This window comes from Streptococcus mitis (assembly GCF_003943905.1).
GTDB lineage: Bacteria > Bacillota > Bacilli > Lactobacillales > Streptococcaceae > Streptococcus > Streptococcus mitis_BC.
On the sequence record NZ_RJNS01000001.1, the window covers coordinates 408,363 to 420,042 of the forward strand.

The following is an 11,680-nucleotide window of genomic DNA, read 5'->3' on the forward strand; positions in this document are numbered from 1 at the left end:
CATTTACTAAAAATTTATTAACATTAATCAAAATGTTCAAATGATTTCATAAAAATGTCTTCCACACACGCGTATGATAAAATAACAACACTTGCAATGATTAGAAGGTATCATCATAATGTTCACTCGCTTGTTTCACAAACTCGAAAATATTCAAAGATATGGGTTTCATTTCCAGTGAACCTAATGCCCCCAAATCATTCATATAAATAGTGTCGTCAGAATCTTTCTTTATAAAAAAAGCGACATCCTCATCTTGCCCAATCAGGAAAAAATCAGGTTCCCACTCTTCTATTTGGTAGGTGGAGTTTCTTTCTAGCAAATCTAACCTCGAATATAAGGCGATACCTGTATTCTCTATTACAAACTCTCCTACCTTGTCAATTTTACTCAAGAATTCTGCGTATAAGTTTGGAAGTACCAAGTCAATCTGATTATTCATTGTCAACTCCTCATCTATTTTTCCTACTGCGAAAGTCCTATATCTCATCTTCACTTAGTTCTCTAAAATGTGAAATATGATATCCAAAATAAGACTTCCCCGATTTTCCTATGAAGATCCCGTGTCCAGCCATATTGGAAATTTCTACCAAGAATATCATAGGAAGATCCTTGTCAAATGGAAAACTACTTGTTATGTCTTCTTTGAGCGTAACTAAAGACTTTTCTCTTAACTGACTCATTATCTATCCTCTCTTATACTAGACATCCTTCGGTTGCTTACGATAAATCTTTCAACCTACTGATCAGCTTCCTCTCACATTGAAAAGATACCATTAAAGTTGAATGATCATCTTGCAAGCATCATACATTATCAAATTTTATAGTTTTCAATTTCTTCTCTACTCATGCCTACAAGTTCTGTCGTCCACAAGCCTACAATGTCCGACAAGATTGAATCGCAGGTATACTCTTCTTCACCGTCTATATACTTACAGGAAAAGACAGGCTCCCTTGTCGCCGCTTGATAAAATGTCATGGCTACTTCTTCTAAGTTTTCAGGATTGAAATCAAGTGATAGTTTTTGAGCCATATTTCCTCGTACTTGATCCCAATTTTCCTGCTTAACCTGATAGCTTTCTCGTATTTTAGACACATAGCCCCTACAAAATGCTTTCAATAAGTCTGTGTTCTGATAAAGATGCCGACAACTAAAATCCGAAATATAACCTGCATGAAGTAGGAATGTCAGTAAGTCATCCAGACATTCTGCTACTCTCCCCACTTGCCCCTCACTTCCGATAAAGCCTATGCTGTTATCTTCGAGAAAAACATATTTTCCCCCACTACCGTCTTGAGCAAATGCCTTACAGGCAAGAGAGTATTCCTCATTGTTCCCTGAAAACTGAACTTCACTTATCTTGTCATAAAAATAAATATCACATTCAGTCATCAGTAAGGTCCTTAACTGTTCATTTTCTCTGACTTCTTGTAGCTTATCCATGATCATTCCTTTCTTAAGCTAAACACTTATCCATCTATTACAATTCTAATATGGTAGTTTTTAGTTTCATTCTTTAGATTCTTCACAAGGAGATCATTCTGTTTTGATTGTCCGAAGAAAAAACTGACAGCTTTTCCATCTTTTCTTTCGATACACAAATGATACCTTGCCCCATTCAATTTGACACTTCGAATATATTTGACTTCAATCATTTTGATGTTATTCAGCGGAATGATTCTCTTCACAAATACAAAAGCATTGTGAATATAAAGTCTCCCATTGGCAATGTGAAACGGAGCAAAAAAATCACCACCACTACGACGGACAATTATAAAACGTCGCCAAAAGATTAGTAAAAGAATAGAGGCTAATAAGTAAAAGGCAAAACTAAAGACAGGACTTTCCCACATCATTTTCATTCCAATCCAAAAATATTCGAACATGTATTATTCTCCTTTGAATGATGACTCTATTTGAGAAAAAACCAGTGAAAAATACAATTCACTGGTTTTTGAGGTTAATAACGTTGTTTATATGGCTGATTAAAGGCGTTTAGGATATCATCAGATGTTTCAGAATATGCTTTAACTTCTTTAAAATCACCTTTAACAATAATCCGCTCTGTCGCATTATAGTCCACACAAGTTACCAGCGTAATCTCCTTAACTCCTTCACGATCCTCGATTTCATCTACGCGATCAGGCGTCACGTGCTTCACCTCACGAATCTCATAGGTGTATACTTTGTCTTTATCAGTCAGATAGATTTTCATCCCTTCTTTGGCATTGACCAAAGGTGAAAAGAGCATCTGACTCGCATTCTCAGCAGTAAAGATATGGTGGCTGGCTAGTGAATAGTTGCCTTCCCCCATTTTCTGATTTGCTTTCATGGTCCCTGCTCCATAGAACAAGTTTACATTATCCAAACCTTTAAAAATAGGCAGGTTGATCTCTACTTCAGGAATGGCAATCCCTCCTATGACTGGAAGTTGTTGAGCATCCCACTGGGCAGCTAACACCGCTTCTGATGAGATGGATTTGACAGAATCAAAATCGAAATTTCCCTCTGTCTCTTTATTCTCTTCAATCTTTTCCTTAGTCACCTGACTGACTTGGTATTTATTGGTATTCCAAACCATAAAGATATCACGAATTTGAGCATTAAAAATCAAGGCTAGGGAAAGAAGAATCAAGAAACCGGCTAAAATATTGAGAAATAGATTCCTACGCTTATTCTTCTTACTTTTTATTTTTTTATGAGACATTATGCTTTACCTTCTGTTCTCTCTTCTGTTGCTACCTCTTCTTTTTCTGCTGCAGCAACTGTTGTAAAGGTCACAATCTTGGCATCTTGGTCTAGACGCATCACCTTAACTCCCATAGTTGAACGTCCTGTTTGTGAAATATTGGCAACATTTGTACGAATCATGACACCTGTATCCGTGATAATCATCAGGTCTTCATCACCTTTAACAGTGAGGAGGCCTGCAAGAGGACCATTCTTTTCAGCAACATTGGCTGTCTTCATCCCTTTACCACCACGGCCTTTAGTTGGATATTCAGTAGCAAGGGTACGTTTACCATAACCTTTTTCAGTGATGATAAGAACTTCATCCTGATCAGTAATAACACTTGCGCCAACTACTGTATCTCCTTCACGAAGATTGACCCCTCGGACACCTGTCGCAATACGGCTCATGCCACGAACGGCTGATTGATTAAAGCGGACAGCATAACCAAACTTAGTACCAATGATAATATCTGTGTCTTCTTCTGTCAGCAAGACATTGATCAATTCGTCCTCATCCTTGAGATTCAAGGCCTTAAGTCCATTCTGACGAATGTTAGCAAATTCCTTGACGCTTGTTCTCTTCACGACACCGTGACGAGTTGTGAAGAAGAGATAGGCATCATCACTACGTTCAGACTCAACGTTGATGATGGTCTGAATGCTTTCGCCTTCGTCCAACTTCAAAAGATTGACAACAGGCAATCCCTTGGCTGTACGACCATATTCAGGGATTTCATAGCCTTTAAGGCGATAGACGCGTCCTTTATTGGTAAAGAAGAGCAGGTGATCATGGGTGCTGGTTGAAACCAACTCACGTACAAAATCGTCGTCCTTGACACCAGTACCTTGGATTCCACGACCACCACGTTTTTGGGCAGTGAACTCACCTTGGTCCAGACGTTTGATGTAACCTTTGTTAGAGAGTGTAATCAAGACATCCGTCTCTTCAATCAAATCTTCATCTTCAAGAGTCAAGACCTCTCCGACCATCAACTCGGTACGACGCTTGTCACCAAACTTGCGTTTGACTTCGTCCAATTCGTCTTTGATGATTTGCGCCACACGGTCTGGTTTGGCAAGAATATCGGCCAAATCTGCAATCAAGGCAATCAATTCATCATACTCAGACTGAATCTTATCACGTTCCAATCCTGTCAAACGACGAAGACGCATATCAAGGATAGCTTGACTTTGACGCTCTGAAAGCTTAAACTTGCTCATCAACTCAGCTTGCGCTTCCGCATCGGTTTCGCTGGCACGAATGATACGGATTACTTCGTCGATATGATCAAGTGCAATTAAAAGCCCTTCTAAGATGTGCGCACGCGCCTCTGCTTTTTCCTTGTCAAAACGTGTCCGACGAACAACAACTTCTTTCTGGTGCTCGATATAAGCGTCCAAAATTTGACGAAGGGACAAGATCTTCGGTACACCATTTTGAATCGCTAGCATATTGAAACCAAAGTTGGTTTGCATCTGGGTCATCTTGAAAAGATTGTTGAGGATAACATTTGCGGAGGCATCGCGTTTGACTTCGATAACGAAACGAACCCCTTCACGGTTGGATTCATCACGGACTGCAGTAATGCCCTCAATCCGTTTTTCCTGAACCAAGCGAACAATATGCTCATGGACCTTGGTTTTATTGACCATGTAAGGAAATTCCGTTACAACGATACGCTCACGACCTGTCTTAGTAGTTTCAATCTCTGTACGAGAACGAAGAACAATCGAACCTTTACCAGTCTCGTAGGCCTTATGAATACCTGATTTCCCCATAACAAGGGCACCAGTTGGAAAGTCTGGACCAGGCAAGACTTCCATCAAGTCCTTAGTAGTCACATCTGGATTGTCCATGACCAGCTTCACGGCATCAATGGTTTCACCAAGGTTGTGAGGAGGAATGTTGGTAGCCATCCCTACGGCAATCCCAGTTGCCCCGTTGACCAAAAGGTTTGGAAAACGAGCTGGCAAAACCAAGGGTTCACGTTCATTGGCATCGTAGTTGTCTACAAAATCAACTGTATTTTTATTGATATCACGAAGCATTTCAAGAGCAATCTTGCTCATACGTGCCTCAGTGTAACGTTGCGCGGCAGCACCGTCCCCATCCATGGAACCAAAGTTTCCATGCCCATCAACGAGCATATAACGGTAACTCCACCACTGGGCCATGCGGACCATAGCTTCATAAATAGAGGAATCTCCGTGTGGGTGATATTTACCCATAACATCCCCTGTGATACGGGCTGATTTTTTATGGGGTTTATCTGGAGTGACCCCCAATTCATTCATTCCGTAAAGAATACGACGGTGAACTGGTTTTAAGCCATCTCGAACATCAGGAAGAGCACGCGCTACGATAACACTCATGGCGTAATCGATAAAGCTGGTCTTCATCTCCTTTGTCAGATTGACATTCACTAAATTTCTATCCTGCATTAATAAATGCCTCATTTCACTATTAGTAATTAGATATATTATACCATAAAATGTCCTTTATTTCAGGCATCTGAAACTACTAAAACGTTTACATTGATAACCGAATAGAATATTCGTGACAAAGCTTTTTAAAAGTGATAGAATGAAAGTGTCTGGGGATTCCCCTAAAAAAAATGAAGGAGATGTTTAGATAATGACTTCAACTAAACAACACAAAAAAGTGATCCTTGTTGGTGACGGTGCCGTAGGTTCATCTTACGCTTTCGCACTTGTTAACCAAGGAATTGCACAAGAGCTTGGAATTATCGAAATTCCACAATTACACGAAAAAGCTGTTGGTGATGCGCTTGACCTTAGTCACGCCCTTGCCTTCACTTCACCTAAAAAAATCTACGCTGCTCAATACTCTGACTGTGCAGACGCTGACCTTGTTGTTATCACTGCAGGTGCTCCTCAAAAACCAGGTGAAACTCGTCTTGACCTTGTAGGTAAAAACTTGGCTATCAACAAATCAATCGTAACACAAGTTGTTGAATCAGGTTTTGATGGTATCTTCCTTGTTGCAGCTAACCCAGTTGACGTTTTGACTTACTCAACTTGGAAATTCTCTGGATTCCCTAAAGAACGTGTTATCGGTTCAGGTACTTCACTTGACTCAGCTCGTTTCCGTCAAGCACTTGCTGAAAAATTGGATGTTGATGCTCGTTCAGTTCACGCCTACATCATGGGTGAACACGGAGATTCTGAATTCGCTGTTTGGTCACATGCCAACATCGCTGGTGTAAACCTTGAAGAATTCCTTAAAGACACTCAACACGTTCAAGAAGCTGAATTGATTGAATTGTTCGAAGGTGTTCGTGACGCTGCCTACACAATCATCAACAAAAAAGGAGCTACATACTACGGTATCGCCGTAGCGCTTGCTCGTATCACAAAAGCAATCCTTGATGACGAAAATGCAGTACTTCCACTTTCAGTCTTCCAAGAAGGTCAATACGGAGTTAAAAACGTCTTTATCGGTCAACCAGCGGTTGTTGGTGCACACGGTATCGTTCGTCCAGTAAACATCCCATTGAACGACGCTGAAACTCAAAAAATGCAAGCATCTGCTAAAGAATTGCAAGCTATCATTGATGAAGCATGGAAAAACCCTGAATTCCAAGCAGCTTCTAAAAACTAATTAAAAGAAGGTTCTCATTTCATGGGAGCCTTTTTCTTTTTGCACAGAACGATAACATCATATTTTCCAAAACAAAAAAGCCTATCGACCAAGCTAGAAAGCTTGATACAATAGGCTTTTTCTAAATTCATTATTTAACAGCATCTTTAAGAGCTTTACCAGCTTTGAATGCTGGAACTTTAGAAGCTGCGATTTTGATTTCTTTACCAGTTTGTGGGTTGCGACCTTTACGTGCAGCACGCTCACGAACTTCAAAGTNACCAAAACCGATCAATTGAACTTTTTCACCAGCTGCAAGGTATTCAGTTACTGCTGCAAATACAGCGTCAACTGCTGCTGCTGAATCTTTCTTAGTCAATTCTGTAGCTTCTGCTACTTTAGCGATCAAATCTTGTTTGTTTGCCATGTTAATAATTCCTCCAAATAATTTCTAATTAACAAATATAATCATATCCTAAAATTGCCCACAGGTCAAGTCAAAAACGCTATTTCTAACGATTTTTCTCTATTTTTTTAGGAATGATATCGAACCAAGACAGCCCACGCATTTTCACCTGTGTGGGTTTGAATGATGGAGCCTGTTTCCAGTACTGAGATTGGTTTTTCAACATAAGTTTGTAAAACACTTTTCATCTCATTGGCCCATTCATTGGTACCAGCGTAGGAAATTCCAATCTCTGCAACCGATTTATGAGAAAGGGTCTCGGCTAGCTCATCAAGCCATTTTTTAAATGTCTTAGCACCGCGCCCCTTAACGATTGGTTGGAGTTCGTGGTTTTTCATCTGCATCACTACACGAATATTTAATAGTGAGCTTAATAGTCCCGTTACACGTCCAATACGCCCACCTTTCACTAGGTTTTCTAGAGTCGAAACACCGATATAAAGCTCTGTGTGATTCTTCACTTCTTCTATATGTGCTAGAATAGTTTCTAAATCTTTACCCTCTTTAGCAAGTTTTGAAGCTTCAACAACTTGAAACTTCATAGCCTGATCTGTAAAGGAACTATCAATAACAGTTACATCTGAACTTGAGAGACTTGCGCCTTGGCGAGCAGCTTCAACCGTTCCAGACAAGGCATGAGACATATGAATAGCAACAACCTGACTGCCATCTTTTCCCAGCTCTTCAAAGACTTCAGCAAACACTCCCACAGGTGGTTGACTCGTTTTAGGGAGATTCTTGCTTTGTTGCATGAGATGAAGGAATTCCCCCTCTTTTAGATCAGCATCTGAGTAGAGTACGCCATCAATCATAACTGATAAGGGGACAATAGTGATATTTAATTCTTTAACTACTTCTGGTTCGATAGTAACAGAAGAGTCCGTTACAATTTTTACTTGTGTCATAAGTTCAATCTTTCTATTCTTCTCAATAGGATTGGGATTTTTCACTCTTATTATATCAAAAAAATGATAAAAAATCATAAGTAATCCAATTAAAAAAACTGAATTTTTGGTATAATCTATCTATAGAAAAGCGAGGAACAGCTATGATTCGAAAAGTTCAACCGATTATTACGATTATATTTGGAGCAGCTATCTATGCCTTTGGTCTCACCTACTTTGTTGTTCCTTATCATCTATTTGAGGGAGGGGCGACAGGTATCACCTTGATTACCTACTATCTTTTTAAAATCCCTGTCTCATTGATGAATCTCTTGATTAATATCCCTTTATTTATCCTAGCTTGGAAAATATTTGGACCTAAGACCCTCTACTCCAGTCTTTTAGGATCTATTTCACTTTCCGTTTGGCTAGCAATTTTTGAGCGTATTCCTTTGCACATCGACTTGCAAGGGGATCTCATCATTGTCGCTTTGGTCTCAGGAGTCTTACTGGGGGTTGGTTTAGGAATTATCTTTAATGCTGGTGGAACCACTGGTGGTTCTGATATCGTTGCCCGTATCCTCAACAAATACACCAATATTTCGATTGGGAAATTGCTCTTTGGGATTGACTTTTTTATCCTAATGTTGATTTTGATTATCTTCCAGGATCTTCGTCTAGTTACCTATACCCTCTTGTTTGACTTTATCATCGCTCGCGTTATTGACCTTATTGGCGAAGGGGGTTACGCTGGCAAAGGATTTATCATCATTACTCAATATCCTGACCAACTGGCTGATAAGATTAATGAGGAACTTGGCCGTGGCGTTACCTTTATATCTGGTCAAGGATACTACAGCAAAAAGGATTTAAAAATTATCTACTGTATCGTCGGTCGAAACGAAATCGTAAAAATGAAAGATATGATTCACAAAATCGACCCTCAAGCCTTTATAACCATCACTGAGGCTCATGAAATTCTGGGTGAAGGATTTACTTATGTGAAAGATTAAAAAAGCTGGGAATTCCCAGCTTTTATTTTTCTTCTGTGAGGGTTGAATGATGATAACCATAAGTAAAGTAGATGACTAGACCAACTACAAGAGCAATGCCAAAGGCAATCCAGGTATCTAGACTATATTGAAGCATAAAGGAAACACAGATAAGGATGGAAAGGATTGGCAAAAGTGGCACCAAAGGAGTTTTAAACTCTCCTTTTTGGGGCATACCCTTATCTTTTCTGAGTTTTATTATTCCGTAGGCTAGTAAAATGAGATAAGCTAGCGTACAGATATTTAGGAAGGCTGCAATACTGGCTAGAGGAAACACTCCGGCAGCAAGGGCTGAAACAACTCCTGTTAAGAGGGTCGCATTTTTGGGAACGCGACTGGTCTTGCTTAGTTGTTTGAAACTTTGAGGTAAAAGTCCATCACGTGCTAAGCTATATATCATTCGAGACAAAGCATAAGTCATGGAAATACATACCGTTATCAGGGTTAGAATGGCTACAAGCGAAACATAGTTAGCTGCCCAACCGATACCAATACTCCGTAATGAAAATGCTACTGCATCGTCCACATTGAGCTTACTGTAGTGAACAATCCCTGTCAATACTAAGGTTACCAAGGCATAGAGAATGGTGACGATTGTCAGAGAAAGGACAATTCCACGAGGAATATTTTTTTGCGGGCTTTGGATTTCATCAACTGCCATGGAAATAGACTCAAATCCGAGAAATCCAAAGAACATCAAAGATGCACCTGCCATAATCCCAGTGCTTCCTCCATAAATCTGGCCAAAGCCAAAAGGAGCAAAATTCGACCAATTTTCAGGTTTGATGTACCAAATACCAACTAGGATAAATAAGGCTAGAGCAGAGAATTTCAAGATTACTAGAAGCGAATTAAAGCGTAAGGCTGCCTTGGAATTTAATAAAACCAATCCTGTTACCAAGGTCAGCACCAAAATAGGTAGAAGGTCGATATAGGTCCCTTGTTCAGGGTTGAAGGTGCCATTTAAGGCTTGGGGCATGGAGATACCATAATCACTGAGTAAGCCCTTAAAGTAAGCTGCCCAGCCAGACGCCACACCTGAAACAGCTGTCATGAATTCCATGATGGTCAACCAGCCAGCAATCCAGGCTGGCAATTCTCCTAAAATCGCATAGAGATAACTATAAGTACCTCCAGTTGCAGGTACACGAGAGGCAAATTCTGCAAAAAAGAGAGCTGATAAAGAAACACATAAGGCAGAAATCACAATGGAAATCACTAGTGAGGGACCAGCTAGAGTAGCCGCTGCTGTTCCTGTAATGGTGAAAATCCCCGTCCCTACCATGGCACCGATTCCCAATAGAATCAAATCCCACAATTTCAAATGGCGACGCATCTCTGTCTGTCTCAGACTAACATCCTTGGTTCTAAAAATATTCATACTTCATCTCCACTAAATGTAATTGTTTTATTTTACCATATAAAAGCACTTTTGTGAATATTTATTAGGTTCTTTTTTGAAAAAAATCTGAACAGGAAGGATTCCTGTTCAGATTTTGCATATTCTTACCCAACAGACCCTTCCATTTCATAGCTAATCAAGCGGTTCAGCTCAACTGCGTATTCCATTGGAAGTTCTTTTGTGAAGGGTTCGACAAATCCCATAACGATCATCTCAGTAGCTTCAGATTCTGACAAACCACGACTCATGAGGTAGTATAGTTGTTCTTCTGAAATCTTAGATACTTTGGCTTCGTGCTCCAAAGCAACTTGTGAGTTGTGAATTTCATTAAAAGGAATGGTATCTGACGCTGATAAGTCATCCATGATAATGGTATCACACTCGATGTGAGAAACAGATTTCTTAGAGTTCTTGTTAAAGGTTACTTGTCCACGGTAGTCAACCTTCCCTCCGCCTTTAGCGATGGATTTAGAAACGATAGACGAGCTTGTATGCGGTGCGTTGTGGATCATCTTGGCACCCGTGTCTTGGTGTTGCCCAGCATTGGCAAAGGCGATAGAGAGCATGGTACCACGCGCTCCTTCTCCATCTAGATAAACAGATGGGTATTTCATGGTTGTTTTGGCACCCAAGTTTCCATCAATCCACTCAACAGTAGCATCTTTCAAGGCTTTGGCACGTTTCGTTACCAAGTTATAGACATTATCAGACCAGTTCTGAATAGTCGTATAACGCATATAAGCTCCGTCCAAAGCGAAAATTTCTACAATGGCAGCGTGCAAGCTATTGCTTGAATAAGTTGGTGCTGTACATCCTTCTACGTAGTGGACACTTGCTCCCTCGTCAACGATAATCAAGGTACGTTCAAACTGACCTGTATTTTCGTTGTTGATACGGAAATAAGTTTGAAGCGGAATATCAACCTTGACACCTTTTGGTACGTAGATAAAAGTTCCACCCGACCATACTGCTGAGTTGAGGGCTGCCAACTTGTTATCTGTCGGCGGTACCAACTTAGCAAAGTATTGTTTAAACAAGTCTGGGTATTCCTTGAGGGCAGAATCCGTATCTGTAAAGATAATACCTAACTTCTCAAATTCTTCTTTCATGTTATGGTAAACCACTTCCGACTCGTACTGGGCAGAGACTCCTGCTAGATAAGCACGTTCAGCTTCTGGAATACCGATACGTTCAAAGGTTTCTTTAATCTTTTCAGGTACATCATCCCAAGAACGGGCTGGTTTGTCAGATGGTTTTTGGTAGTAGATCAAATCATCAAAGTCAATCTCTGACAAGTCTGCTCCCCAAGTTTGCATGGGCATTTTTTTAAAGGTTTCATAAGACTTCAAACGGAATTCTAACATCCACTCAGGTTCTCCCTTAGCAGCTGATAGTTCACGAATGACACCTTCGTTGAGTCCTTTTCCTGTCGATAGGACAGGCTCTACATCATCATGGAAACCAAATTTATATTCACCAAGATCAATTGGTTTTGGTTCTACTCTTTCTTCAGCCATAATATCCTTTCTTTCATTCTTCAT

At 40.1% G+C, this 11,680-nt stretch carries 12 protein-coding genes; 2 read left to right on the forward strand and 10 right to left on the reverse strand.

Going from position 1 to position 11,680, the window contains the following annotated elements:
* Positions 1-100: 100 nt before the first annotated feature.
* The 6 genes from D8854_RS02055 to gyrA form a co-directional block, all read right to left on the reverse strand.
* Positions 101-442 carry a hypothetical protein gene (locus D8854_RS02055; RefSeq protein ID WP_125449296.1) on the reverse strand — a complete coding sequence of 114 codons (342 nt, stop codon included), beginning with the start codon at positions 440-442 and terminating at the stop codon, positions 101-103.
* Positions 443-479: 37 nt separating this feature from the next.
* Positions 480-683, reverse strand: coding sequence for a hypothetical protein (locus D8854_RS02060; RefSeq protein ID WP_125449298.1), 204 nt, complete (start codon positions 681-683; stop codon positions 480-482).
* A gap of 131 nt (positions 684-814) precedes the next feature.
* Positions 815-1,444, reverse strand: coding sequence for a hypothetical protein (locus D8854_RS02065; RefSeq protein WP_125449300.1), 630 nt, complete (start codon positions 1,442-1,444; stop codon positions 815-817).
* Between the two features lie 26 nt (positions 1,445-1,470).
* Complete coding sequence (locus D8854_RS02070; protein ID WP_125449302.1) at positions 1,471-1,887, reverse strand: hypothetical protein; 417 nt, start codon at positions 1,885-1,887, stop codon at positions 1,471-1,473.
* Between the two features lie 74 nt (positions 1,888-1,961).
* Positions 1,962-2,708, reverse strand: a complete 747-nt coding sequence (locus D8854_RS02075) for a class A sortase (protein WP_125449304.1) — start codon at positions 2,706-2,708, stop codon at positions 1,962-1,964.
* Positions 2,708-5,176, reverse strand: coding sequence for a DNA gyrase subunit A (gene gyrA / locus D8854_RS02080; RefSeq protein ID WP_125449306.1), 2,469 nt, complete (start codon positions 5,174-5,176; stop codon positions 2,708-2,710). Before gyrA ends, D8854_RS02075 begins: the two co-directional genes overlap by 1 nt.
* A gap of 193 nt (positions 5,177-5,369) precedes the next feature.
* On the opposite strand from gyrA, the gene D8854_RS02085 reads away from it, so the two are divergent.
* Positions 5,370-6,356, forward strand: coding sequence for an L-lactate dehydrogenase (locus D8854_RS02085; protein ID WP_125449308.1), 987 nt, complete (start codon positions 5,370-5,372; stop codon positions 6,354-6,356).
* A gap of 130 nt (positions 6,357-6,486) precedes the next feature.
* Here the strand turns inward: D8854_RS02085 and D8854_RS02090 are convergent, their stop codons facing one another.
* Together D8854_RS02090 and D8854_RS02095 are read right to left on the reverse strand one after the other, a co-directional pair.
* Positions 6,487-6,762, reverse strand: coding sequence for an HU family DNA-binding protein (locus tag D8854_RS02090; RefSeq protein WP_125449310.1), 276 nt, complete (start codon positions 6,760-6,762; stop codon positions 6,487-6,489).
* 107 nt (positions 6,763-6,869) lie between these two features.
* Positions 6,870-7,706, reverse strand: a complete 837-nt coding sequence (locus D8854_RS02095; protein ID WP_125449312.1) for a DegV family protein — start codon at positions 7,704-7,706, stop codon at positions 6,870-6,872.
* Between the two features lie 143 nt (positions 7,707-7,849).
* On the opposite strand from D8854_RS02095, the gene D8854_RS02100 reads away from it, so the two are divergent.
* Positions 7,850-8,698 carry a YitT family protein gene (locus tag D8854_RS02100; RefSeq protein WP_000619961.1) on the forward strand — a complete coding sequence of 283 codons (849 nt, stop codon included), beginning with the start codon at positions 7,850-7,852 and terminating at the stop codon, positions 8,696-8,698.
* A 22-nt stretch (positions 8,699-8,720) separates the two neighbouring features.
* Here D8854_RS02100 and D8854_RS02105 read toward each other — a convergent pair whose 3' ends face one another.
* Positions 8,721-10,118 (reverse strand): APC family permease, encoded by a 1,398-nt coding sequence (locus tag D8854_RS02105; RefSeq protein ID WP_125449314.1) that lies wholly within the window; start codon positions 10,116-10,118, stop codon positions 8,721-8,723.
* A gap of 125 nt (positions 10,119-10,243) precedes the next feature.
* Positions 10,244-11,656: a Fe-S cluster assembly protein SufB gene (gene sufB, locus D8854_RS02110; RefSeq protein ID WP_125449316.1), complete on the reverse strand. Its 1,413-nt coding sequence runs from the start codon at positions 11,654-11,656 to the stop codon at positions 10,244-10,246.
* Between the last annotated feature and the right edge of the window lie 24 nt (positions 11,657-11,680).

Bases quoted from the DNA above. Each gene is read 5' to 3' on its own strand.
- D8854_RS02055 (WP_125449296.1), bottom strand. From the start codon at position 442: ATGAATAATCAGATTGACTTGGTACTTCCAAACTTATACGCAGAATTC.
- D8854_RS02060 (WP_125449298.1), bottom strand. From the start codon at position 683: ATGAGTCAGTTAAGAGAAAAGTCTTTAGTTACGCTCAAAGAAGACATA.
- D8854_RS02065 (WP_125449300.1), bottom strand. From the start codon at position 1,444: ATGGATAAGCTACAAGAAGTCAGAGAAAATGAACAGTTAAGGACCTTA.
- D8854_RS02070 (WP_125449302.1), bottom strand. From the start codon at position 1,887: ATGTTCGAATATTTTTGGATTGGAATGAAAATGATGTGGGAAAGTCCT.
- D8854_RS02075 (WP_125449304.1), bottom strand. From the start codon at position 2,708: ATGTCTCATAAAAAAATAAAAAGTAAGAAGAATAAGCGTAGGAATCTA.
- gyrA (WP_125449306.1), bottom strand. From the start codon at position 5,176: ATGCAGGATAGAAATTTAGTGAATGTCAATCTGACAAAGGAGATGAAG.
- D8854_RS02085 (WP_125449308.1), top strand. From the start codon at position 5,370: ATGACTTCAACTAAACAACACAAAAAAGTGATCCTTGTTGGTGACGGT.
- D8854_RS02095 (WP_125449312.1), bottom strand. From the start codon at position 7,706: ATGACACAAGTAAAAATTGTAACGGACTCTTCTGTTACTATCGAACCA.
- D8854_RS02100 (WP_000619961.1), top strand. From the start codon at position 7,850: ATGATTCGAAAAGTTCAACCGATTATTACGATTATATTTGGAGCAGCT.
- D8854_RS02105 (WP_125449314.1), bottom strand. From the start codon at position 10,118: ATGAATATTTTTAGAACCAAGGATGTTAGTCTGAGACAGACAGAGATG.
- sufB (WP_125449316.1), bottom strand. From the start codon at position 11,656: ATGGCTGAAGAAAGAGTAGAACCAAAACCAATTGATCTTGGTGAATAT.